Annotated in this window: 24 protein-coding genes; 5 read left to right on the plus strand and 19 right to left on the minus strand. The window is 42.1% G+C overall.

The features are described 5' to 3' along the window. Positions 1-59: 59 nt before the first annotated feature. Positions 60-485 carry a heavy-metal-associated domain-containing protein gene (locus tag OU792_RS10360; protein WP_274670120.1) on the plus strand — a complete coding sequence of 142 codons (426 nt, stop codon included), beginning with the start codon at positions 60-62 and terminating at the stop codon, positions 483-485. A gap of 7 nt (positions 486-492) precedes the next feature. Beyond that, a complete protein-coding gene (locus OU792_RS10365) occupies positions 493-1,560 on the plus strand; it encodes a hypothetical protein (protein ID WP_274670121.1) in 1,068 nt (355 codons plus the stop codon). 104 nt (positions 1,561-1,664) lie between these two features. Here OU792_RS10365 and OU792_RS10370 read toward each other — a convergent pair whose 3' ends face one another. The 8 genes from OU792_RS10370 to OU792_RS10405 all read right to left on the minus strand — a co-directional run bounded on the left by OU792_RS10370 (position 1,665) and on the right by OU792_RS10405 (position 10,514). Then, complete coding sequence (locus tag OU792_RS10370) at positions 1,665-2,570, minus strand: peptidoglycan DD-metalloendopeptidase family protein (RefSeq protein ID WP_134203099.1); 906 nt, start codon at positions 2,568-2,570, stop codon at positions 1,665-1,667. A 126-nt stretch (positions 2,571-2,696) separates the two neighbouring features. After that, complete coding sequence (locus tag OU792_RS10375) at positions 2,697-3,092, minus strand: response regulator (protein WP_134203100.1); 396 nt, start codon at positions 3,090-3,092, stop codon at positions 2,697-2,699. Continuing rightward, positions 3,089-5,758 (minus strand): ligand-binding sensor domain-containing protein, encoded by a 2,670-nt coding sequence (locus tag OU792_RS10380; protein ID WP_274670122.1) that lies wholly within the window; start codon positions 5,756-5,758, stop codon positions 3,089-3,091. The genes OU792_RS10375 and OU792_RS10380 overlap by 4 nt, the downstream gene beginning before the upstream one ends. Positions 5,759-5,970: 212 nt before the next feature. Then, positions 5,971-6,930: a 2-hydroxyacid dehydrogenase gene (locus tag OU792_RS10385; protein ID WP_274670123.1), complete on the minus strand. Its 960-nt coding sequence runs from the start codon at positions 6,928-6,930 to the stop codon at positions 5,971-5,973. Further along, positions 6,927-7,418 carry a VOC family protein gene (locus OU792_RS10390; protein ID WP_274670124.1) on the minus strand — a complete coding sequence of 164 codons (492 nt, stop codon included), beginning with the start codon at positions 7,416-7,418 and terminating at the stop codon, positions 6,927-6,929. Before OU792_RS10390 ends, OU792_RS10385 begins: the two co-directional genes overlap by 4 nt. A gap of 5 nt (positions 7,419-7,423) precedes the next feature. Then, the gene (locus OU792_RS10395; RefSeq protein ID WP_274670125.1) at positions 7,424-8,587 is read right to left on the minus strand and encodes a mandelate racemase/muconate lactonizing enzyme family protein; all 1,164 of its coding nucleotides are present in this window, start codon (positions 8,585-8,587) and stop codon (positions 7,424-7,426) included. Continuing rightward, positions 8,584-9,471 (minus strand): sugar phosphate isomerase/epimerase family protein, encoded by an 888-nt coding sequence (locus OU792_RS10400; RefSeq protein WP_274670126.1) that lies wholly within the window; start codon positions 9,469-9,471, stop codon positions 8,584-8,586. The genes OU792_RS10395 and OU792_RS10400 overlap by 4 nt, the downstream gene beginning before the upstream one ends. 140 nt (positions 9,472-9,611) lie before the next feature. Continuing rightward, the gene (locus OU792_RS10405) at positions 9,612-10,514 is read right to left on the minus strand and encodes an NAD-dependent epimerase/dehydratase family protein (protein ID WP_274670127.1); all 903 of its coding nucleotides are present in this window, start codon (positions 10,512-10,514) and stop codon (positions 9,612-9,614) included. A gap of 223 nt (positions 10,515-10,737) precedes the next feature. Here OU792_RS10405 and OU792_RS10410 point away from each other — a divergent pair, with 223 nt between their 5' ends. From OU792_RS10410 to OU792_RS10420, 3 genes are read left to right on the plus strand one after another with little or no spacing between them, the layout of a single operon-like run. Then, the gene (locus OU792_RS10410) at positions 10,738-11,511 is read left to right on the plus strand and encodes an MlaE family ABC transporter permease (RefSeq protein WP_274670128.1); all 774 of its coding nucleotides are present in this window, start codon (positions 10,738-10,740) and stop codon (positions 11,509-11,511) included. Positions 11,512-11,515: 4 nt separating this feature from the next. After that, positions 11,516-12,262, plus strand: coding sequence for an ABC transporter ATP-binding protein (locus OU792_RS10415; protein ID WP_100629675.1), 747 nt, complete (start codon positions 11,516-11,518; stop codon positions 12,260-12,262). Beyond that, on the plus strand, positions 12,259-13,245 hold the full coding sequence (locus OU792_RS10420) for an MlaD family protein (protein WP_222583634.1): 987 nt from the start codon (positions 12,259-12,261) through the stop codon (positions 13,243-13,245). The genes OU792_RS10415 and OU792_RS10420 overlap by 4 nt, the downstream gene beginning before the upstream one ends. A gap of 19 nt (positions 13,246-13,264) precedes the next feature. On the opposite strand, the gene OU792_RS10425 is transcribed toward OU792_RS10420, so the two are convergent. The 11 genes from OU792_RS10425 to OU792_RS10475 form a co-directional block, all read right to left on the minus strand. Beyond that, on the minus strand, positions 13,265-15,643 hold the full coding sequence (locus OU792_RS10425) for an arylsulfatase (protein WP_274670129.1): 2,379 nt from the start codon (positions 15,641-15,643) through the stop codon (positions 13,265-13,267). A 156-nt stretch (positions 15,644-15,799) separates the two neighbouring features. Further along, positions 15,800-16,363, minus strand: coding sequence for a TetR/AcrR family transcriptional regulator (locus tag OU792_RS10430; protein WP_274670130.1), 564 nt, complete (start codon positions 16,361-16,363; stop codon positions 15,800-15,802). A 111-nt stretch (positions 16,364-16,474) separates the two neighbouring features. Then, on the minus strand, positions 16,475-17,323 hold the full coding sequence (locus OU792_RS10435) for an alpha/beta hydrolase (protein WP_274670131.1): 849 nt from the start codon (positions 17,321-17,323) through the stop codon (positions 16,475-16,477). 30 nt (positions 17,324-17,353) lie between these two features. Continuing rightward, on the minus strand, positions 17,354-17,707 hold the full coding sequence (locus OU792_RS10440) for a hypothetical protein (protein WP_134202413.1): 354 nt from the start codon (positions 17,705-17,707) through the stop codon (positions 17,354-17,356). A gap of 107 nt (positions 17,708-17,814) precedes the next feature. Then, positions 17,815-18,123 carry a hypothetical protein gene (locus OU792_RS10445; RefSeq protein ID WP_134202414.1) on the minus strand — a complete coding sequence of 103 codons (309 nt, stop codon included), beginning with the start codon at positions 18,121-18,123 and terminating at the stop codon, positions 17,815-17,817. After that, positions 18,110-18,310, minus strand: coding sequence for a hypothetical protein (locus tag OU792_RS10450; protein ID WP_274670132.1), 201 nt, complete (start codon positions 18,308-18,310; stop codon positions 18,110-18,112). Before OU792_RS10450 ends, OU792_RS10445 begins: the two co-directional genes overlap by 14 nt. 253 nt (positions 18,311-18,563) lie before the next feature. Continuing rightward, positions 18,564-18,770: a helix-turn-helix domain-containing protein gene (locus OU792_RS10455; protein ID WP_274670133.1), complete on the minus strand. Its 207-nt coding sequence runs from the start codon at positions 18,768-18,770 to the stop codon at positions 18,564-18,566. A gap of 3 nt (positions 18,771-18,773) precedes the next feature. Further along, entirely contained in the window at positions 18,774-19,337 is a 564-nt protein-coding gene (locus tag OU792_RS10460; protein WP_274670134.1) for a DUF2975 domain-containing protein, read from the minus strand. A gap of 286 nt (positions 19,338-19,623) precedes the next feature. Beyond that, a complete protein-coding gene (locus tag OU792_RS10465; RefSeq protein WP_274670135.1) occupies positions 19,624-20,895 on the minus strand; it encodes an NDP-hexose 2,3-dehydratase family protein in 1,272 nt (423 codons plus the stop codon). Beyond that, entirely contained in the window at positions 20,858-21,829 is a 972-nt protein-coding gene (locus OU792_RS10470; RefSeq protein WP_274670136.1) for a glycosyltransferase family 61 protein, read from the minus strand. Before OU792_RS10470 ends, OU792_RS10465 begins: the two co-directional genes overlap by 38 nt. After that, the gene (locus OU792_RS10475; protein ID WP_274670137.1) at positions 21,826-24,966 is read right to left on the minus strand and encodes a VPS10 domain-containing protein; all 3,141 of its coding nucleotides are present in this window, start codon (positions 24,964-24,966) and stop codon (positions 21,826-21,828) included. The genes OU792_RS10470 and OU792_RS10475 overlap by 4 nt, the downstream gene beginning before the upstream one ends. Between the last annotated feature and the right edge of the window lie 108 nt (positions 24,967-25,074).

Here is a 25,074-nt window from a genome sequence, read left to right on the forward strand (position 1 = left end):
GAAACTCAGTAAATCCAATTCTTGAACTCAGTTCGTATTTCAGCAAAACAGATAAAGTCATGATCAAGAAAATCATTCTCTCCATTGGTTCTATCCTCTTTTTGTTAGTCCTGGTTTTAGCGATTCATATCTACATGGTCACAGGAAAAGCGGTTCCCGAGGGACCCAATTGGTCTATGGGTAAAATTGAAGTGGCCAATCAGCTCGATTCGCTTTCAGTGAATGAAATCAAAAACGAGTTTCTTGAAAGATCATATATCCGAGCTTTTCGGGCAAACCTGGAGGATGGGCACTTCATTCTTTTATATGATCGCAAGCAGGTAAGTGGCGACGATTTAGCCGCTGAGCTAGGTTCAAAACTCAATTTGCAAGCTAGTCTCTATCGTCCCAGTGCTGAAGAACTGGCCAGTAGCTGTCCTGCCATTCCAAAGGACAGCTTCACATATCAATTAGGAAGTCTATTTCAATCCATCTTTACTAAATAAAACAACTATGAAACTCAAGAATTTATCTTTTAGCAAGCTTTGGGTATTCGGTGTTTTTGTCTTTTTCGCCTGCGGAGAAGATGATCCCACACCTCCCATGATGGACACCTCTTTCTATGCCACACAGTTGGGTGGAGAGTCGATGGTTCCTGATCCTGACAATCCAGGCCAAATGGTGGAGCAGGGTTTTTTGAATCTTCGGACGGTAGTGACAAATACTGTCTTAGAAATTGCTACCAATGAAGGGGGAACCTACAATGATTTACAACCCTATTTCTCTGTTTTATTGAACGAGGTAGGCAGAAATGAATTGTCGGGATTTACCACTTTGGTAGAGGATTTTACCATTTTTTTGGCTGAGGCTACCGGTGCACAGAATTTCCAGTATACGGGATTGAATATGGCTGAAGCGCATAATTCGACCAATCCAAGAATGAATGGTCTAATCAATGATGCTGATTATGACTTGTTTATTCAAGCGGTCGTGGCAGGTGCCGCTGAAGCTGGAATTACCAGCCCAGAGGTATTGGGCCCAGTTGGCGATCTTTTGGAGTCTGTTCGCGAGCCTATCGTACAGCGGCCTGATGGTGAAAATCTGGACTTGTATACACGCTTAGGTGGCTCAGGTCTGGTAGAGGATCCTGACAATCCCGGCACGCTGATCGAAGCGGGTTATCTTCCATTGAGAGCAGTGGTAACTTCTACCGTTTTGGTCATAGCAACCAATGAAGGTGGAAAGTATGATGATCTACAGCCTTATTTCACGGTTCTCTTGAATGAGGTAGGAGCTGGTGATACAAGTGGCTTTACCACCTTGGTTGGGGGCTTTTCCGATTTTCTTGCAGCCAATATCGGATCGACAAATATTGAGTACAATGGCTTAAATATGCGGGATGCACATGATCCAACGGTCAATTCCAGAATGACAGGATTGATCACAGCTGAGGATTATGACCTGTTTGTTCAGGCAGTCGTTGAGGGCGCCTTAGAAAATAATGTCCCTGAGTCTATCATTGGAGAATTCGGTGAATTGCTGAACAGCGAAGGATTACGAAATGCAATCATTCAAGCATAAAAAACTGGGCTTCGCACAAAATGGGGTGATGTGAAGTCCAAGTCCCCTGGGTTAGGCGACTTTTTTGGGGATGAAGGGGTAGCTTTCGGGCTATCCCTTTTCTTTTACTTCTTTCGATACTTTTTTAGCTCTTTTTTATCCATTTCTTTGATGATCAATTTCTCCGAATGGGTGGAGGTCAAATCATCTGCTGTCTCATCGCTTTTCAGCTGGGCATTTGCTGTTTCGAGATTTACAGGAAAGTTGACCCATTCCATACCTTTTTCACTAAAATCCCATCGGCTCTGGATCATTTTTATTTGATATTCGGAGCCATTTGTCGAATCGGAAAGTTCGGCGATGATTTGGCCGGGAATCACCATTTCACCTATTGAAACCTTTTCAGAGCCTTCTTTTAGTCCGCTTAGGCGGCTAAAGGTGCCGTCTTGATGGTAGATTTCGATAAAATTTTCTGATTCGAAGTCGGCTATTTCTTCTGAAGTGGTAGCTAGGTCCATTCTCATTTCCGAAACAATCCCCTTCCTCGGGGCGCAGATTTGGGTAGGGCTATCGGTAAAAAACAAGACACCGGTGTAGGGAAGATTTTCGACTGGAATCGCAGGATTTGCCTTCGGGATGATTCTGCGCATGCTGAAGGTCACTCCCTTCTCAAAAGGGACTAAATAGGGAAAGTCTGAAGTCGCATTTGGTAAATATTCGCCTTTGAATAGTTGGGTGCGATAGTTGAAGCTCGTTTTTTCATTGATATAGATCGATTGTAGGTTTACAAGGTTGGTTTTGCCCGGGCGAGCAACTTTGAAGATCAAATCTCCTTCGAGAGATTTTAGGTTTTCAAGGCTTACAAACTCGATTTGAATCGTGTAGGGGATTTCACTTGTATTGTAGGCGATTAGCGTGAGATTTTTCTCCATATCCTGATCAGCGACTATTTGAACTTGAGCTTGGAGAAGTCCTGCTGAGAAAAGGACAAGAAGTATTGCGGTGAATTTGAAGTATTGTAAAATGGACATTAGGAAAATAGGAACTTTAATAATCTGAATTTATAGATTAGTTAAAATAGCTGATTTTCTAAAAAATCCGCAAAAATTTAATCCATTGATGGGTGAAAAAGTGTCAACTTCAAGACGGTCAGTCGATTAATTCTCTAACTTTTTTATGAGAGACTTTACCTGCGCTTCATCCATTGGTTTTTCCCAAAAATCAATTACCATTTTGAAACGCTTAGACCTTTCCCGATCTCGTTTATCGAGTGAAGAAGTGACCATAATTACTTTGATGTCGCTTTCTCGAATAGTCGATGAAAGCTCCTCTAAAAACTCCCACCCATCCATTATGGGCATATTTATATCCAGAAAAATAAGGGCAGATTTACCTGTTTCATCTTCTGATTTCAGTAATTCCAAAGCTTCTTCAGCGTTCGAAAATGTATGGGGTTTGGGATGTAAACCTGCTTCTCTGACAATTATTTCATGTAGGAAAAGAATCCCCGTATCATCGTCAATGATTAAGACTTTTTGGAGGTTCTTCATCATGACTTCTTCAAGTTTTCGGATTTATTGAAAGTATCTTTCAGTATTTCATCCACCTGCTTCAATGAAGACAATAGCTCCTGCTCTAACTCTTCTTTACTCTTTTCCACCTTTTGGTATTTTGAATAGTTTAATAGCAATTGATTGATTCCAATAGCTTTTGACAAAGGAGCTCTCAATAAATGTGATTGGTTCCAGGTAAGTTCATGCAATACCTCTTTTTGCTTTTCTATTTCTTTTACGGCCTCTTTAAGCTTCTCGTTTGTTTGGCTGAGTTCCAAAGTACGTTTGGAAACTTTTGCTTCTAGTTGATTTTTCAACTTTTTATTCAAATAAAAGTTTAAAGCAAGGTATATCAAAAGTATAAGCGCAAGTCCCAGGCTTATTTTGAAAAATAAGGTTTCAAAAAAAGAAGCAGAGACCCTGATTGGTAAGGAATAGATTGCTTCTTGCTGTCCATAGCGGAGTATTTTTACTTTCAAGGTGTAATTTCCAGGCTTGAGACCATTGAAATACAGAAACCGTTGATCTTTTAGAGGGAGCCAGTTATCTGATTTGCTTTCGATCAGGTAAAAAACGGAATATTGTGAAGGGTTTTTGAAATCAATCAGGCTAAAAGATACCTGAAACATGCGTATCCCTTCTGGAATCGTTATTTCTTCATTGATCGTTTCCTTTTTATCTCCATATTGAAGTTCATCCCATTGAAAAACGATCTCTTCTTTTTCCAAGCCGGATTGCAAACTTGGGTCAATGATTCCTACTCCTTCCACTGTAGGAACCCAAATTCTCCCTTTAAAATCTCTAGCTACTGCTGGGAAAATAAGACCATTCGCCTCTGAATTGGGCATTCCCACACTTTGATCGTAAAGGGTGGATCCTATAAAAAATGAATCGTCGGTACTTTCTTTGAATAGATTGAACTCTTGGTAGGAAAAAAACTGGGCTCCAAAATTATTGGTTATCCAGTAGCCGTTTTTTCCATCATCCGTGAAACTATAGACAGCTTGGGTCTGAAGTCCATTCTGCTTTTTGAGAGATTTGAATTGACCATCTCTGAGCATGATTAATCCACCATGCGTTCCAAAAAATAGAGTCCCATCTTTATCCTCATGAATACAATAGATGATGTCTTCACTAGGAGTCAAAGGAAGAGGCTGATTTTCGATGAAAACACCATCTCTTATCCGAAATACCCCTCGACTCATTGAACCGACAATCATATCTCCATTTTTGCTTTCTAGAATGGAGACAAACCGTGTCCTTTCAAACTCGGCAGGTAGATCTGCTTGCTGAATTGTTCCATTTTCTTCGATATAATGAAGCCCACCATTCCTGGTTAGGATCCAGATCGTATTTTTTGAATCATTGTAAACAGCCTGTACATAATTGTTTTTCAGACCATTTTCTTTGGTAAAAAAGCTTTTGAATTTACCTGACCCAATATCCAAGATTGAGACTCCCTGACTTGAACCGATATAAACCTTATCCTCTTTTGTCGCTAGAGTAGTGATACCATTAGCTAGTAAACCGTCTTCCTCTTTCCAAGAATCAATTTTATTTCCAACTATTCGAAATAAACCGTCTGAGCGCGTTCCTATCCAAATACTGCTATCGCTGCCTTGAATCAGCGCCTTGATATTTTTCTTTTGAAGCTCTTCGAAATTGGGCTGTTTGACCCTTGCAGGTTTTACGATGGCCAGTCCTTTTCCTAATGTGCCCAGATACAGGGTACTTTCATCTTTGATTATCCCTCTGATGGGGTAATTATTCAGTTCGGGATAATTAAATCGATTAACTTCACCATTTTCGATAAAAATCAAGCCTCCTTCTTGTGAACCAGCCCAAATCCTATTCTCAGTATCCAAAGTAAGGCTACGAAAATCAATATCCCTGACCTCTTGGATTGGAATAGCTTCTTCTAACTGAAGATCTTCATTGATTCTGAAAATCCCTTCTTGAGGAGAAAAGACATAAGTAAGGCTGGAGTTGCCGAATACCTTCATCGCAGAGAAGCTACTTGGAGCTACCTCCGTTGATGTATTCTTCTCAAAATTTATTTTGTAAAGACCACTAGTAGTCCCTACCAGTAGCTCTGATTGGTTGATCTGGAAAAAGTCTTGAATTTCAAAATCAACCTCTGGTTTCCAGAACTCCAATGGGGCAAATTGTTCATTTTCAAATCGATAGATTTCTCCTTGGGAGTTTCCAATTAATAGTCTACCCTCCTGGTCTTCGAAAACTGCTCTGATCCGAGAGTCTTCCGAAATGCTGCTACAATCGATGACCTTGAGAATGCTTTTATTAAGAAAGGCAATACTTCTATCTCCTGAAGCCCAAATACCATTTTCGCCATCATAAAAAGTATAATAGGTCTGCTCCTTCATGATAGGGTAATTTTCCCTGTCAAATACTTTGGAAGATATCCCGTCGAGCCTGACCAAACCCTCTTCAGTGGAGACCCAAAGAAATCCGGACTTGTCCTTTTTCATTGCAAAAACTGCATTCTGGGGAAGTCCATTGGAATTGTCCCAGATTTCCATGACATAAATTTTCTTTTGGGAAGAGGAATCAGCCCAGAGATTTGTTGATTGAGCATAATTCTCCGATGATCCTAGGAAATAGGAGAAGGAAAGAAGTATGAAAAACAGGTAAGCTTTTGGTTTCAAAATTTGGTAATCCTCAATAAAATGCTCTTCAAAGACTGATTTTTAATTTTCATTTGTAATCCAATATTTCCCCCAAAAAATTATTGGAAACAGTGTGAATTCACGGCAGAAAATTAGGTTTTTTTTTGGGATAAAGACGATGTTGGACTTAATAAAAAATATAATTGTTAAATTTTAAGTTTTAGAGCGTAGTCTCTAGGTTCAAATTTTTTTTATCCCTTTAAGCTTTGTTGATTGAATATACAATTCTCCATCGGGTCTTTTCCTTGCAAAATCGCGAGGGTGTTTTCGACAGTCATTGTACACATTTTGGTGTAGGTCGTCTTGGTCAAACTACCCACATGAGCAGTGATTAAAGTATTGGGGTGGGTGACCAATGGCTCGTCAGCTTTTGGTGGTTCGTCTGCTAAAACATCAGCCCCAAAGCCACCTAGTTTCCCGGAGTTCAAAGCATTGATCAAAGATTCCTGGTCTATGATTTTTCCTCTTGCCGTATTGATGAGAATAGCTCCTTCCTTCATCTGATCAAAAGCTTCTTGACTAATTAGATTTTCTGTGTCACTCGTCAAAGGTAGATGGATGGTGATGACGTCTGATTTTTTCAAAACCTTATCAAAAGTCAGCATAGCATAGGAGACAGGTTCACGGTAGGCACTCCAATAGCAAACCTCCATGCCTAGCGCTTCAGCTATTCGGGCTACTTTCTTACCAATATTTCCCATTCCTAAAACTCCGAGGGTTTTTCCATGCAGTTCATCCCCGACATAATTTCCACGCTCCTTCCATCGACCCTCTTTGACCATATTGAAAGCATCGAAAAGGTTCCGTTGGAGATTCAGCATGAGGCTAATGGTATGCTCTGCAATGGTATTGGCATTGCTGTTAGGGGCATTAACAACTTTGATGTTTCTTTGGCTTGCCTCATCGACATCGATGTTGTCCAGCCCAACTCCCGCTCGGGCAATTACTTGCAGGCCAGGGATTTGGTCCATCAATTGACTCCTCACCTGCCCTTTGCCTCTAGTGATGATAGCCTGGAAATCCGGTTTTTCCAATGCCTTTTGTAGACTGGATTCATCCAAAGCAAAGACTATTTCCACATCTTCCGATGCGTTTAATAGCTCCATCGCTTCTTCTGCGAGGGTTTCCAAAAGAAGGATTCTCTGGCTCATTTATTTTTGTGATAAAGCGTCGCGTCCTTCGTTTTGTACCCTCGAAAATCATTTCTCCCCGATACATAAATGCCCGCCTTGAAAAGCTCATCCTCAAATATTTTGGGATCGATTTTGGCATCCGGAGCAGAAGAAAGTTCGAGCAAATTTCCGGATGGGTCTCTGACAAACATTTGAATTGGTCCATCGGGAAGCTGACGCACATGACCCCATGGCTTGATATCGATGACCCCCAATTCTTTCATCCGCCAATAAATGGCATTAATATCATCCACCTGCAGACAAATATGCCCCCTAAATGAAAAAACATCCTCCCATTCAGTCAGGTGTAATTGTTGGTCCTCGTTGATCTTGAAGAATGCCGTGGGATAGTCAAAAAGAAAGGCAGGAATAGCTTCCAAGCCTAGTTCTTTTTCATAGAATTGACAAGCTTCTTCCAAGTTTGTCACCACCAAGGCGACGTGATTGATATTGATTGCTTTTGCCATGATTTTTATTGTTTGAATTCTTTTACAAAATCCCAATTTGGTGTGAGTCCCAAACCGGGTTGGGTAGGTTGGGAAAGCATTCCTTTTTCATCTACACTGATCTTTTCTTTGACCAGTTCATACATCATAGGATTTCCTCCTAATGAAAACTCGATCACATTAGCCGAAGGTGAAGCAAAAGCTACCGAAAGTCCGGCCATAAATGAAAATGCAGATCCCCAGCAATGAGGAGCGAGTTCCAGTTGATAGGTATGAGCCAGTTGAGATACGCGCATGGCTTCAGTAATCCCTCCGATAATGGCACAATCCGGCTGTATGACGTCCAAGGCTTTTTCGGCTATCAAATCCCTGACATCGAAAGCCGTGTACTCGCTTTCACCAGCCGCAATGGGGATGTGAGTGCTTGCCCTGACTTCGGCTGTCCCGATTCGATTGTCCGGACTGATAGGCTCTTCAAACCAATACAAATTGCAATCTTCTACTCCTCGGCAAAACTGCTTGGCTTCCGGAACGCTAAAAGTGCCATGTGCATCAGTCATCAATTTGATATGGTCGGGTAGCGCTTCTCTTGCCGCGCGAACCCGCTTGATGCTTTCGGCCACCGTTTCATCCATAACGCCCACACGCATTTTCACTCCTGAAAATCCTTTTTCAGTATATCCTTTCAATTGCTCCCCAATCGCATCAGCACTTGCCCAGCCACCGCTGGCATATGCAGGCATTTTGTCTCGGCAGCTTCCTCCGAGAAGTTCTACCACGGGTACTCCCAAGGCTTTTCCTTTGATGTCCCAAAGCGCCGTATCAATGCCGCTTAAAGCAGAAATAGTCAATCCTCTTCTACCTAAGATGGGGAATTTTCGACCTCTGGAAAGCGCGTAATGATCTCGGGTACCGTTGTAGACAATTTCCCAGATTCGGTTGATTTGGCTGGCGTCTTGTCCGATGAGGGCAGGTTTTAACTCATTTTCCACGCAGCTCACAATGCTGGCGCAAGAACCCGAGGAGCCGACAGCAGCTTTGGCCTCGCCAAAACCCTGAAGGCCTGTGTCTGTGGTCACTACCACCAAGGTCATGTCAAAATTGGTCAAGAGCCCATAATCGGAGCGGTGTTGTTTTTCCTTTGGAATAGGGCAGCGAAGCCAAAAGGCCTCAATATTGGCTATCTTCATTGAAGGTAAGGTTTGAGTTGATCAATGGATCGCTGAGTAAGCATGGTGTAGAAATCCTCAGTCACGGCTGTACTTCCATGGTCTTGTAGGAATTTCAGCTGCTCGGGACTCAGACCTTCCGGTGCTTCATCGATGGAGTTTGGGTATGGATTGGCCGGAGTACGATCAATAGGTGGGCAAAATTCTACAGAAAGAATCTTGTCATAATCGATTTCTTTGAGCGTAGCCATAATTTTTTCCCAATTTAACTTACCCATCCCCGGAGCCAACCGGTTATTGTCAGCCACGTGGAAATTGACTAATCTTGAACCTGCCTGCCGGATCGTTTCAAACATATCAACTTCTTCGATATTCATGTGAAAAGTATCCAAACAGACGCCACAATTGGGCCCGACTGCCTCTGCGAGTGCCAAAGCCTGCGCGCCGCGATTGATGAAATAGGTCTCAAATCGATTGATCGGCTCAATTCCAATGGTGAGACCATTTGCTTCTGTGAATTCATACACTTCTTTTACTCCTTCCACAGCCCATTCCCATTCTTCCTCCGGACGGGCATCGGGGATGATTTTGCCTACCGTGGCAGGCACAAAGGAAATCACCTTTCCTCCCAAGTCAGCTACCATTTGAGCAAGGTCCAGAACATATTCTACGGATCTTTTTCGCTGATCGGGATCCTTGGCTAGCAGATTTCGCTCTTCGAGCATTAGGGTCACAGATCCCCAACATTGGATATTATATTTTTCTAAAAGCTCCTTGACTTGACTGCTATCGTAGCTTTCGGGAGCTCCTTGAATTTCGAGATGGGAATATCCAAGAGCAGAAATCCGCTGAAGGGTGCTTTCTAAGGTTTCTGCCCTCATCCAGTTATGAATGGCTATTTGCATAAAAAAAGAGGTTTTGGTGTGTTTGGCTTTAAGTTAGTCGAAAATTTTGAAAAAGGGATTCCAAGCGATTGAATCAAGGCTTTAATCGTATAAGAGACGAAATTTTAAGGATGATTGGTAAGGGGTGAAGAAAGCGTTTTCTATTCCCCTTTCACATACTTTCTCCAGTTGTGCTGCTCTTTGAATCCCAAAACCTCTCTGATTTTTCGATTTGAAAATAATGCTTCATGCTCTTCCATTTCCCATTTCAGAGGGACTCCGGGGAAAAAGCGCTCCGCTAGGTCCTTGCTAGGGATAATTGCCCCATTGTGATCATTTCCGGCATTGAAAATCTCAAAGCCCAAACCATCTTTTTGGATGCACAAATCCACAATCTGCCCCAAATCTCGGGCATCGATGTAGCAGAAAGCATTTCTTCTTCTCACTTCTGGATGCTTGAAATAGTGGGGGAAAAGTTCTTGGTATTCATGAGGCTCGATCACATTTCCGATACGCAAAGCATAGATATCAAAACCTGATCTTCGTTGAAAAGCTCGGGCGGTCTGCTCATTGACTACCTTGGACAGTCCATAGCTATCCATCGGGTCCACATCGTATTCTTCGTCTAGGGGCAAGTAATTGGGATTGGTCTTCCCATCAGAGAAACAAATTCCGTAAGTTGTCTCCGAGGAAGCAATGATGATTTTTTTGATCCCAAGCTTAACAGCAGCTTCGATGACATTATAAGTTCCAACAGCATTCACTCGGAAGGTTTCATTATCGGGATTGATCAGGATTCTGGCTACCGCCGCAAAATGGACCACCACATCGAACTTGGGAACCCCGGTTCCCGGCTCCAATTCATCAAAACCCGCATAGCTACTCATGGCATTGAACATTTGGCCTGAATCGGCAATATCTGCTATGAGATTATCCACTCCGGGATGATCTAGTGGTTTTAGGTCTACATTCATGACGCGATGACCCTGATCAAGGAGATAGGGAATCACATGCTTTCCGGCTTTTCCGGATCCGCCGGTGAAGAAGATTCTTTTTGGGCTCATTTTTTTCAGGTTTCAATTGAATGTAATCAAAGATAATTTTTCCTGACTTTTTAACACCAGCCATTTTGCCAAGTGAAACCATATCTTTTTGATCGGTAGCAGGCATTTTGGAGCTATTTGGATTTTGGTGGCTCTATTACCTGATTTTTATCATAAAATGACTTGATCTTGGCAAGACCTTTTGTCAGGAAGATTGGGGAATTTGGTACATAGAAAAAAGTCTATGGCTCTACTGGATAAATTAGATACTCCCTTTTTCAGGGAAGTTGGTGAAATAACCCGGTTTACGGGGCGATTTTTCCGTGAGGTGACCAAGCCTAAACAGGAGTGGGAGGAGTTTGTAAACCAAAGCTATCACATCGGTTACAAAACATTTACCCTTGTCGGAATTACAGCCTTCATTATGGGTTTGGTTTTGACTATTCAGTCACGACCTACCTTGGTGGAGTTTGGGGCAGATGCCTTACTGCCATCCATGGTTTCGGTTTCTTTGGTCAGGGAAATCGCGCCTGTTATCACAGCCTTGATTTGTGCGGGAAAAATCGGCTCGGGAATAGGGGCGGAGCTAGGCTCCATGCGGGTGACTGAGCAGATTGATGCCATGGAAGTCTCGGGAACGAACCCATTCAAGTATTTGGTGGTAACTCGGGTCTTGGCCTCGACTGTGATGGTGCCGATTTTATCGAGTTTGGCTATTGCGATTTCACTTTATGGAGGGTATTTGGGAGCCAATCTCAAAGGAGATGTGAGTTGGTCATTGTATTGGTATCAAGCTTATAAAGCCTTGATTTACGGAGATTTTGTACCTGCGATGGTCAAGACCATTTTCTTCGGTTTTGCTATAGGAATTGTCGGTTGCTACAAGGGCTATAATTCCCAAAAAGGAACCGAAGGTGTCGGAAGGTCAGCCACTACTGCAGTGATTGTCGCATCTCTTTTGGTATTTATTCTGGATTTGATTGCAGTGCAAGTTGCGGATGTTCTTGGTCTAACCTGATGCCATGATAAAGGACAAAGCAATAATCGAGGTGGACCGTTTGAACAAGTCTTTTGGACAGAATCATGTGCTGAGAGACTTTTCCCTTCAGCTTTCCGAAGGGGAAAATTTGGTGATATTGGGTAAGTCAGGGTCCGGAAAATCAGTTTTGATTAAATGCATCATTCGATTGATCGAACCGGATAGCGGAACTATTAGCATTCTTGATCAGGATATCAGTTTGCTAGACCAGGATGAAATGGATTTGCTTCGAGCAGATGTAGGCTTTTTGTTTCAAAGTAATGCTCTCTACGATTCGATGACGATTAGACAAAATCTGGAATTCCCTCTCCGCCGCCACTGGACCAAGGAAGAGCGGGAGCTAAAGGCCGAATCTGCCGTCAAAGAGGCTCTGGAGGATGTGGGGCTTTTGCATACTATTGATATGATGCCGGCTGAGCTATCTGGTGGAATGCGAAAGCGAATAGCCTTGGCTCGAACGATCATTCTCAAGCCGAAGGTGATCTTGTACGATGAACCGACCACTGGATTAGATCCCATCACTGGTAGAGAGATCAGTGAACTGATGAATCGAATTCAGGAAAAATATAACACAGCCTCCATTATCATATCTCATGATATGAATTGTATCCGAATGACAGCCAACCGCATAATTATGCTGATAGAGGGGAGAAATTATGCGGAAGGCACATTCGAAAATCTTATCAAAAACCAAGACCCCAAAGTGGGTGATTTCTTCGAAGGACTATGAGTACAGATAAAAAAATATCCAATGCCAAGCTAGGTGCAATTGTCCTTGCAGGCTTATTGTTTTTGGTCTTTTCGCTATATATGATCGGAAGGAATCAGAATATTTTGGGCAGGTCCATGCATGTTTATGTAGAAATGCAGGATGTAAATGGTCTTTTGCCCGGGAATAATGTCTTATACAAGGGAATGAATGTGGGTACTGTCAGTAATATCGATGTGGTGGATGAAAATACCATTCAGGTCGAACTTCTGGTGAGGAATAAAATGGCTCCATTTATTCTCAAAAATGCACGAACTACCATCAATACGGATGGATTGATAGGTAATAAAATACTTCAAATTCATCCCCAAGAAGGGGAATCTCTGCCTATAGAAGAGGGGGATGTCTTGATACCTTTGGAGCAAATCGGAACAGAAGATATGCTGCGCCAACTGAATAGTTCAGGGGATTATCTTCAAAATACCCTGATGAATCTCTCAGAAATCTCAGAGAAGCTTAACCAAAACGAGAACCTATGGAATACACTTTCAGATACGACGATTTTATTGGAGCTGAAGGATGCTATTCGCTCTTTTCGAAGAGCGGGAGATCAGGCCACTCAGATGGCAGTATCAGGTAAAGAACTCTTGGAAAATATAGAAAATGGGGAAGGATTAGCTGGGACTTTGATTTCCGATACAGTTATGACAGCTAGGTTTGAGCGAAGTTTGGAGCAACTGGAGGCCACCACTTCTGAGACACAGGCAGTGCTTCAAAACTTCAATCAGTTGATCAATGGAGTTCAAGCAGGAGAGGGGACAGCAGGATTGATCATGGAAGATTCGCTATTTCGCGCCACCTTGATGCAGACTCTGATAAATCTCGAGTCGAGCACTGAGCGATTCAATACCAATATGGAAGCCATGCGTTCCAACTTTTTGTTCCGAGGCTATTTCAAAAAGCTGGAAAAAGAAGAAAAGAAGGCACAGAAGGAGAAGGATTAATAAGCTTTCATTCTCGGTCTTATTCTATCTCAAACACCACCTTATGCAATTGCCCTTTGGTGAAGATAAATTTTCCTTTATCGGCATATTCCTCATTTACAGGAAGACCTTCATCTCTTCCGATATCAAATGTCTCGTGACCTGTGAAGGCCGCATAGACTGTGGCAATAATATCCATTTCACCCACTTTTTGGTCATTGATAAAGAATTCTACCAAAGAAGGCCCATTCAGCCGGGCTTCTTTCATGGTATGCTTTAGGGTGATTTTTACCTCTCCCTCCGGAATGGACACATTTCCTTGGAAGTCATGCCAATGCAGTCCTAAGGTAGAGTAGCTGTACCTTAGTTTTCCATCTTTGATAAATAGCACCTGTCCACCGAGTCTTTCTCCCACCGCATAGATTACACCTTCCGTTGTTTTATCAGCGGTGATGTAGGCATTGATTTCATAGTTGGTAGACTTGATCTCAGGCCCTGCAAGTTCAGGTACTCGATACACATTCGGTGTGAGTTCCCAATACTTTTTCGCGGCTCGTTGAGGATTGGATTCTGGCTGGAGTGACCTTCCCATGGAGCCACCAACCGGAAAGACGTCATATTTTTCTGCTTCCTGCCAAAACAGCTCTTCCAATTCTTTCACCTTTTCTGGGTATTGTTCAGCCAAGTTTACCGATTGGATTGGGTCTTCATTGATGTTGTATAATTCCCATTCGGTATTCAAAGGATCAAAATTCTTTAATGCCTCAGGGTCCACAGTCCAAGGCACACGATAAGGTTTTCCGCTAAGTGTCCATCCTTCATGATAAATCCCCAAGAATCCTGTCATCTCAAAATATTGAGTGGGGTGATTGGTCTTAGCTTCCGGATTATTCCATGCATAGGTTAGTGATTTTCCCGGATACTCTATTTTTTTCTGACCGTTTACATAATCGGGTTCAGGCACTCCAGTCACTTCCAAAATGGTAGGAACGAGATCCGTGACATTTTGAAATTGTCTTCGCCATTCGCCTTTGGCTTTGATTGCTTTTGGGTAGCGAATGGCAGTGGCTGACATGGTTCCACCAAAATGAGAAGCAATTTGTTTGGTCCATTGATAAGGTGTGGAACCTGCGTAAGACCAACCAACAGAATAGTGATTGGCTAAATGTGGTCCTCCCCAGGCGTCAATGCCTCCAAACTCTTCCAGCTTTTCTAATTGTTGTTCCATGGTCAATGGAGGAAAGCCATTCTGAAAAAGCAATTCAGAAAAAGTGCCTGTAGGGGTTCCTTCGGCAGTATTTCCATTGTCAGCAGTCAGATAGATGACTAAGGTGTTGTCCAGTTCACCTAGCTCCTCCAGGTGTTCGATTACACGTCCTGCATGATAATCAACATGCTCTAGAAATGCCGCATTAACCTCCATCTGACGAGCTAAATAAGCTTTTCCTTCCTCACTAAAAGAATCCCAGGTTGGAATATTTTCTGGCCAATCGACCAACTTTGCATTCTCAGGGACCAGTCCCAATTTTTTCTGACGCTCCAATAGTTTCTCACGATACACATGCCAGCCTTCGTCAAACTGGCCTTTATATTTGTCTCGCCACTCTTTAGGCACTTGAATCGGCGCATGAACCGCACCCGGAGTGTAATACATAAAAAAAGGATCGTCTCTCAGCCCTTTCCAGTTGTCCAGCCATTTGATCGCCTGATCAGCCATCCCATGTGAAAGATGGAAAGTAGATCCATCCGCATTAGTTTTGGGTGTTTCAATAGCCGTTGTATTTTCATAGAGGAGTGGATGAAATTGATTCGTCTCTCCACCCAAAAAGCCCCAAAAATAGTCAAATCCCCAGATGCCTGTTGGCCAACTTTCATAGGGTCCGGCAGGTGAAGCCTCTTCCATAGGTGTATTGTGCCATTTGCCAAAAGCAGCGGTTGCATAGCCATTTTCGCTTAGAATTTTAGCGATAGAAGGGGTGGTGTAATCGATTTGTGAATTGTAACCTGGATAGCCGGTTGCAAATTCTGAGATGATACCTGTCCCTATTTGATGAATATTATAACCGGTTAATAATGAAGCTCGGGTTGGTGAACACACTGCTGACACTGAAAAATGGGTATAGCGGATGCCTTCATCACCAATTCGGTCAAAAGTCGGGGTTTGCATCACCCCGCCAAAAGAGCTGGCATTGGAGTATCCTGCATCATCCAGCATGATGATCAATACGTTGGGAGCGCCTTCCGGAGCTTTGGGAGGGCTAATAAAATAGGGTTCGGAGTTTGAAAGGGTTTTTTCTTGAACTCCCTTCCATTCCTCTTTGGGATAAGGTATTGAAACCTCGTCCAAAGATCTTTCTGGAGCCTGACAACTGGCAATTAAGAATAATATTCCAAGCGTATAATAATAAAGCTTTTTCATGGTGAAGGGGCTTATCAGTAGGTTGAAGAATGTACTGGAATCTGCATCAATCCCAAAATACTAAGAGTCCCTTGAAATAATTTGGACAACCTTGTCTAGATCGAAAATCCATTTTCTAAAGAATTGTACCCATTTCTTGATAAAAGAAGCCTTGGCTTAGCGGGTTTTTTGGATGATTATTCCTGAAAAAAGGCCAAGGGTATTTTCCATGATTTCCATAGCCACGGAAATCATTCTTTCTACTGTAAGATCATTTGGGTTGATACGGATATACCAAGTATCTGTGAGTGTTTGGTAAAATTGGATTAAATCCTCATCCGAACCCGTACTTCTGAATAATTGCTTGATATGGGGCAAAAGTATAGCCATGGCTTTATTATTCCCCTTTTTGTAAATGTCTAAAAAATCGTCTTGATCCCTGTGGAGAAGCAATTGTCGATGAAAAAGAATTCCTTCTTTGTGTTTATACATCACTTTATATAGATCAGGGACGATGTCTTTGATATTCTCCGCTAGTTCTGATAAATAGCATTTTATTTTCTCCTGATGAAAAATCAGCAGTTCCTCCCTTAGTGCTTCTTTGGAATCAAAGTGATAATAGAGCGAGGCTCTAGGTAATTTACTCTTTTCTGCTAGCGCATTTAAGCTGAATTCGGGGCCTGATAAGGCAAATTCAGAATATGCTGCCTCAATCCATTTATCTTTTGCTCCTTGGGTCATTTTAAATTGTTGAACCGAAATTCAATTAACTGAAATTCAACTAAAATACCTTGATTTTATAGAAAATAAATGGTGAATTTAATATTTGAAATAGAACCCAAGCTAAGCTCTTTATTTGATTAAAAGCCTTGATCGTTTTTCCAAATAACCTAAGGATTGCAGAAATTCATCTGTTTTTCTGACGGTCGATTCATAAAACTCAAAATTTCGATAGTTGAAAAAGCCATGAGGCTGACCTTCGTATAGATGGAGTTCACATCTGCTCCCCACTCTTTCCATGATGGTTTGATAGTATTCCATTGTCTCCACAGGAATCAAATCATCATTTGTCCCCAGAAAAATGATGGTAGGAGGAGCTCCTTCTTGGATATTGTGGAGGGGAGAAAAATCTTTATACGCACCGCCAATCCGTTCAAATCCATATCCCCCCGGACCATTGTCGATGACAGGGTTAAAGAGAACTAGGGCACTTGGTTTACTGCTGATGCTCAAATTATCCATTGGGTCGTTGTAGCCATCAATCAGGGCTGTGGCTGCCGCCAAATGTCCCCCGGCTGATCCTCCTGAAGCAATAATTTTATCCGGATCGATCTGAAATTCATTTGCATGACTTCGAATAAACCGCATGGCTGACTTGGCGTCCATCAGCGATTCAAATGGACTGCTTTGATTCCGTGACTTGACTCGATAGTCTACCAAAAAGCATACAATACCTCTTTCTGAAAAGTATCTAGCATGGGGTTCAAATTGGGAAATAGATCCACCTATCCATCCGCCTCCGAAGAAGAAAACCATGGCAGGAAAACCATTCTCCGTAGATTCTGCCTGAGGTCGGTAGACCTCTAGGTTTAGAGATAGCGTATCGATTTTTTTATAGACTACTATTTCCTGAGCAATAGAAAAATGAAAGGATAAAAGGAGTAAAACTAAAGTCAGATTCGATTTTAGAAAAGTCGGCATAGGGTAAATATGCAGAATTCTGCTGGGAATTTATTCTGTTTTGAATTCTAGGGCTTTTGCTGTGGCAGAACTTGTCTCTTGTGGCATCGAATAGGTAATGGTGGTTTCCCCTCCAGCCTTGACAAAAGGAACAATATTTCCACTCACATCCGTGGTCTTCGAGTAAGAGACGGTATCAATTTTCAGCAATGATTTGTCAGTAGAATAGTAGGTGATTTCGAACTCGATGGAATAAATGTCCTGGTCCGTATGGTTTTCTACCGCAAAAAGCACCAGATTATTCTTAATCTCCGTCAATTCAACTTGAATTCCTTCTTTGGAACAAGCGGACAAACAGAAAAGGAGAAAGACTCCAATGATAGCCTTTGGTTGTGAAGCAATCATTTTCCCAATCATATGAGATTCAATTAGATGATTGGTATAAAAGTTAAACCCTAAATCAGAAAAATGCAATTTTGCTATTGATTCAAATCTATCCTAAATCCCTGATTTTAGGAAAAAATACTTTTCAGTAATAACCTGAAAACAATGATCGGCTTGTGGATAGCAATACTGCCTTCACTAGAAGTGAGGACATGCGTATTGTTCAAATAAAAAAGTATGTCTTGATGCAGATTTTTTGTTGTGGAGCGTTTTTGATAAAGCTTTTTGAGGTAGGAAAAAGGCAAAATAGGAATGGAGGTAGAATTCACATTGCAAACCAAATTACTGTTTTGATCATTCCTAATGGATACCCTGTCTCCATTCCTATTTTCCATAGAAAAGTCAGCATGGATGATTAGCTGCTTATTTTCTTTCATAGGTAGTTACGCTTATTTTTCCGCTCATCGTCCATTCGGTTAGTTCTTCCGAACCTGCTTCTTTGGGAACTCCCAACTTGAATGAGTCAAAGTTGTATTCGATGATTGCATTTCTCCCGGTCAGTTTGTCGTACAGACCGATCGCTAGCTCTTCCCAACTCTTTGAATTTTCTGATGATTTACTCATGGTTTTTTGTGGTTTAGTTTAAAAGATGTTTACTAATCCAACAGGTAGTAAGGGATATTGTTCAGCTTGGAGATCTGCGGAACCGGCTATCTTTATTGTAGAAGGATAGAGTGGTTTTCTTTAGAAAAGCTAGAAAATTACCGGATTAAAACTCAATGTAGGACTCATTTCTGAATACCGAATTTGATCTCAATGGCAAATGTCTTCTCTCTAGTATCTCACTTGAGATACCTAATCTTGAAACTTTATCCAGTTATTCTTCCCTAAACTCCAAAATATCTCCCGGCTGGCAGTTTAAGGTCTGACAAATAGCCTCCAGTGTACTGAATCTAACGGCTTTGGCTTTGCCGGTTTTGAGGATGGATAGATTAGAGAGGGTAATGTCCACTTTTTCCGAAAGCTCGTTAAGGGACATTTTCCGCTTGGCCATCATTACATCCAGGTTGACAATTATTGGCATGGCTTAAACAGTCAATTCATTCTCAGCTTGCAATTCCACTCCCCGTTTGAATATCTGACTGACGGCGATCAGGATTGCTGCCATCAGGAGAAATTCATAAGCTCCACCCATCAGCGAATAGACTTGGTCAAGTTCGAAGCCTTTTTTTGCAAGCCATTTGAAACAGGCAGTGGCTAAAATAATCCCTATTCCAATTTGGAATGCGGTATAACTGACTGTAGCAATCAGCTTGGATACTTCCTGACTAAATGGATGAACCAAGTCGATTTTGAGAAAAATCCGGATCATCAGATAAAAGAGATAGGCCTTTAGTCCAAGGACAAACAAGACAAAAGAAATTACCCCGGCATAGTACCATGGATTTGCCTCCTTGAGGGAATACAAATTGAGTCCATCGAAAAGATTTTGGGCGACGATAGGATTAAACCAGCTGTAAATAAAGGTGAACAAAACGGCACCTGCTTGTATGCAAAGTCCGATAAAGATGGACCAAATGACTACGGTGATCAGCATCAGCGAGGGCTGATTGACCCATTTTTCTTTCCATTGAGTTTTGAGAGAGTTCATAGATGTATGGATTTGACTTTCCAAAAATCAGTAAAAATTTATTGAAAAACAATAAATAATAATTGAAAAAAAATATTTCAAGAATAAAAGGAATTCTAAGCTTTGTATCTAACCTCGACTAAGTTGGACTGGTAAAATATGCGGTCGTGGAATTAAAAATTCGTCTGGATAGGAAGGGTTAGTTGTTCTCGTACAGTTTTCGGGACTACACCTGGTTTTAATTATGAATCTACTCCTAGATGGGGATAACTAGCTGCTTTTCCTTCAATTTCAATAAGGAAGTCAATTAATCCCCAAAAGCCTTGGGCTGTAAAATATCAAGGGCGATGGATGCTGCACATCGCAGTTGAAAACTACAATAGTTTGATTGCTTTAAGTAGAATGTCAAGGTGTCACTATTGGCCCAAGTAAACCCAGGTGTTAAATCGAAATCATCGATTTCAATCAACTGGTACTCACTGTCATTTTGAAAAAATCTTCCCCCTTCATCACATTGAATTATTCTTTTTTTCAACCTTCCATTAGCAATAGGTTTATCAGAATTTGGGTTTTCTGGGCTATTCATATAGGATGGATATAAAGCAAATTCGGTTGAAATTCCCCATTCATGATCTCTTTTTATCAGAAACTCGATTTTTTCTCCGGTATTTCTATAAGCTAATTGGACTAAGCCCTGATTCTGAATTTTATATAAAGGCTGGGACCAAGCTTTCACCTCTCTATTTGTTGCAGAAAAATGAAAAAAGCCAATAGCGGGAAGCGATGGTTTTTTTGGAGTTATGCCTAATTCAGACTCCCTCCAATTATTTAATTGATCCAGAGGAATCATTTTATAAGTCCCTAATGAGCGATTCTTTGGGGGATATATTTTTATTTCATTACTATTCACTCTATGCTCCATCAAAAAGCCATCCCAGTCAAAAACGGCTAGAAGTGAACGAAGATCTGCATTTAAAAAATTATTTTCTTCCAAGACTCCTTTTATTGCTCGAAGGGAAGCCCAGATCATATTCTCTTGGGTTTCAATAAAATCTTCTGTAAACAGGTAGTGATGGGTTTTACTTTTTTGGAAATATTTTGAACCAAGGTCATGCTGCATAGAGTGGGTGACAAGATTGCACCCAGGTACAAAACTTGTAAAGTATTCTATGTATGCTGTCGCTTTTCCGCCGTGTAATCTTAAGTAGTTTGCTGGCGTACTTTGAATAGTGGGACCAAATTGAATCACCCCAGTATTTCCGGGTTCTACACGTGCTTGAAGTAAAACGTAAAGTTCATTATGTTGTCGTGTAATGATCAAACCTGTCAATGCACTCTGAGGCTGGTACAGCATTAGCTTTTGATCGCTCCGGTCAGCCAAATTTTCCACACCAATTACTTGGAAAAACCCTTTAGAAGTGTGTGATAATGCACCGTCTGAAAAATCCCATTGATTTTGAGATTTAAATTCGATTTCTTTTAATACGAACTCAGATTTTTCTTTAGTAACCTTTAAAAAATCCAGTAAAGTTTCATTTGAATCAGCACAGGTTATGTGCTTTTGTTGAGGAGTTTTCATCTAAGATCTTTTCTATTTTATCAAAAGTTAAAATTGGGGATATTTGACCATTATGTGGGATTTCGTAGAATTGATGACCACAGTATTTTGCTAAAATGGACTGGGCACCTTTGTTCATAAGTCCACTACTCAGTTGCATAATAACTGTTGAGTTTTTTGGCATCCAAAACATATTGAATAAGTCTGCTCCTCTGATAGCAATTAATGCTTTTGAGTGATTATGCACTCTTATTTGTTCTTTCAAATTATGCGCTCCTGGCTCAAAAATCAAGGAGTTATGGCCTCTTTTACTTAGATCATTATTTAAGCTATCAATACCTCTGAGTTGTCTTCGCTCAGATCCATAGCCCTTTAGCCATCTTTTTTCAACTGAGGCTATTCCAATAGCAGTGGAGGGCGGGGCTGATCTTTTCAATATCAAAGTATAAGGTTCATAGTTTGTTTCACTTGGTGAATTTGCCCAATCAATCAATTGTTTTCTTATCTCATTAATTTGGGGTTCATATGTTTTTGGAAAACTATCAAAGAACTCTAAATATACGTCCCACCTGGGAATGGTGATAGAATCTTCATTTTCGATAAATCTGTGGAATGTGAATAATGATGCCTCGGACCCTCTGAGCTTTACTTCAAGTTTCATAAGGCGTCTTTTTATTTTTTCCCGATAGGATTTCCAGTATTTTTTTGATAGAGCCAATTTCTTTATTGATAGTTGCCTCAATTCATAAGGGATCGGGCTTTCCTTCAGGTATTCTTCAAGGATGCTATCAGTCATTGGGTTACAACTATCTATAATCAGTTTTTTCCCCTTTAATTGGTCTTTGTTTTTATCAAACCAAACCAAGAATGGTAGAAAAAATCCCAGCATATAATGCCAATAATTCCCCAAATCACCCCCCTTTTTGGAGTCGGCTATTATCTTGATGTCTTTCATTCCACAAACAAAACTCCAACACCCTTTTCCTTCGCCATCTGATTAAAGGCCGGAATGGCAGTCTGAATCAATCGCTCGCCTTCCGCTTTCAGCGGTTTCCACTCTTCCATCAGACGAGCATATTCAGCCTTGGTGCCTTCGTTGATTTTTGGAATGCTGCTTTCACCATGGTTCAGCATAAAAAGGAAGTTGGCTGTAAACTTATTCGGGAAGTTTTCTACGTCGTCATAGGCGGTGGATCTTCGTTGGATCATATCCTCATCCCATGCCTTGAGCTCACTGAGTAGTTTTTCGCCTTCAGTTTTCAGGTCCGAATACTTGCTTTTTCCTTCCAATTTCTTCAGCAAGTCTGAAAGTTGGTCCTGATAGTTCTTGGCCGTATTGACCATCTCGTGCATAGAGGTCACCTCTCCCTCAAGTTGACTCATCCAAGCATGATAGGCTTGATAATCTGAAGGACTTAGCTTGTAATCAGGAAGATCTTTGATTTCGGCTTTTGCCTCCGAACTTACACCCATGCCACTTAGGCGAACTGTGTAGGATCCAGGGATGGCCTTATGACCACGGTAACTCGACTCGATGTAAACACCCGGAATTCCCGGCATGGTGGGATAGCGCAAATCCCAGACAAAACGATTCAGTCCTTTTCGGGTGGAAATGATCGGTTCTAATGGTGGGCCACCTGCCCATGTTTTGGCTTCCGGGTCTCTTTTGGAAGAGATTTTTCTCACCAAATTTCCCTGGGCATCAAGAATCTCCAAGGTCAATTCGGTAGAATCTGTTACCGTTTCTGGGAGTGAATAGTGAATTACCATACCATTCGCCGGATTCAATCCCTGAAAAGGATGGGTTCCAGTAAAATCATCCAGGTTTCCTCCATTCATAGAAGAGTACCAATTAGCCAAAAGGGCATCTTCAGGGGTGTAGAGGGTGATCTGATCTACATCTGCTTTTACTTCCCGCACCACATTCAGTTCGTCCAAAATCCAAAAAGATCTTCCTGAAGTCGCCACAATCAAATCATCATGGGCCACTTTTAAGTCAGTGATCGGGGTGATGGGTAGGTTCAATTGGAAGGATTCCCAATTGGCTCCTCCATCTCGGGAGATGTACATTCCCTGTTCGGTGCCTGCATAAAGCAGCCCCGCTTTTTCGGTATCTTCCCGAACTACCCGAGTAAACGCACCATAAGGTATTCCTTTTGAAATATTGGTCCAGGTCTTTCCATAGTCGGTGGTTTTGTAGATGGCTGGGGTATAATCATTGAATTTGTAGCGGGTCGTGGCGATGTAGGCCGTAGCCGGATCGTGAGGGGATACTTCAATCGCATTCACCAAAGTTTCCTGCAAGCCTTTCGGTGTGACATTGGTCCAGGTTGCTCCATTATCCCGAGTCAGGTGAACTAGTCCATCATCACTTCCGGTCCAAATTACTCCAGCCTCATGTGGGCTTTCGATAACATAGGCTAAGGTTCCATAGTTTTCAGCGCCTACAGCTTCATTGGTATAGGGTACGCCCGGAGTTCCCTGCTTTTCTTTTTCATTTCGAGTCAGATCGGGTGATACTTCTGTCCAGGTTTGTCCCCAATCCTGAGTTTTCAGCAAAACTTGGGCTCCATGATAAAAGGTGTTCGGTTCATGCTGAGACCAAATTATCGGAGCGTTCCAGTTAAATCGGTACTTCATATCCTCGGCACTCATTCCGAGGTATTGAATGGGGGCGGCCATGATATTGGTCGAGCCCTGAGTCTGCATATCCAAGACCTCAATCGTTCCCTGATAGCTTCCACCCAAGACATACCTTGGATCATCCGGGTCAAAGGCTAGGAAGGCACTTTCCCCACCTGCGGAGTAATTCCAATGTTCTTCTCCGATTCCGCCCCGTCCCAAAGCCATACTGGAAATGACCACGGAAGTATTATCCTGTTGCCCTCCGTAGATTCGATAAGGAAATTGGTTGTCCGTATTGATTCGATAAAACTGCGCCGTAGGCATATTATTTTGAGTGGACCAGGTTTCTCCACCATTGAAAGTGATGGAACCGCCTCCATCATCTGCCAAAATCATATTTTTGGAGTTTTTGGGATTGATCCAGAGATCGTGGTAGTCTCCATGTGCTCCGTCAATTGCCTCAAAGCTTTTCCCTCCGTCGAAGGACTTCAGCATAGGGGCACTTTGCACCCAGACGGTGTTCTCATCATTCGGATCGGCAAAAACTTCGATGTAATACCAAGCGCGCTGAGTCAGTCGATTATCCTTGTTGACCAAGGTCCAGCTTTCTCCTGCGTCATTCGATACAAACAAACCACCCAAGTCTTTGTAGGTATCACTCTCGATCAGAGCATAGACCTTGTTTGGATTGGCGCGGGAAACGGAAACGGCCATTTTCCCTTTTTCCTTGGGAAGACCATTTTCAATTTTCTTCCAGGTCTCGCCGGAATCTGTGGACTTGTACATACCCGAACCCGGACCGCCTGATTTCACTTGCCAAGGAAAACGCTGGTGTTCCCACATTGAGGCATAAAGTACTTCAGGGGTATTCATGTCCATGGATAGCTCCACGGCTCCAGTCATGTTGTCCACAAAAAGGACTTTTTCCCATGTCTCTCCTCCATTTATGGATTTAAAGATCCCGCGCTCTTCATTGGGAGCGTATAATGCCCCCTGAGCTGCAACAAAGACGATATCTGGATTGGTCGGATGAATCTGGATTCGTGAGATATGCTGGGTTTGTTCCAGGCCTAGTTTTTTCCAGGTTTTACCGGCATCGGTGGACTTAAAAACTCCGTCACCGTAAGAGGTCATGACTCCTCGGGGTGCATGCTCTCCCATGCCAACATAGACGATATTGGGGTTGCTTTCGGAGACGGCCACCGCACCTACTGAACCTGTTGTAAAAAATCCATCGGAGATATTCTCCCAGTGTTGTCCTGCATCGTTGGTTTTCCAGAGCCCACCTCCAGTGGTGCCAAAGTAGTAGGTCAAAGGATCATTGACGACACCGGTGGCAGTGACCGAGCGGCCTCCCCGATATGGGCCGATATTTCGGTATTTGATAGGGAGATTTTGATCAAAGTTTACTTGGCTTGCAACTTCAAAAGAGAGAAAGAGCAAGAACAAAAAGATGCTATTCTTCATGATTTGGTGGTTTTGGCTTTAAGTTAGGGAATTGGCTTGAAATTCTGTTAAATCCGTTTTTTCTTTTAAGCCAATAAAAAAAGCCACCTCAAATCTTGTGATGGCTTC

It is taken from the genome of Algoriphagus sp. NF (assembly GCF_028823735.1).
Taxonomy (GTDB): domain Bacteria; phylum Bacteroidota; class Bacteroidia; order Cytophagales; family Cyclobacteriaceae; genus Algoriphagus; species Algoriphagus marincola.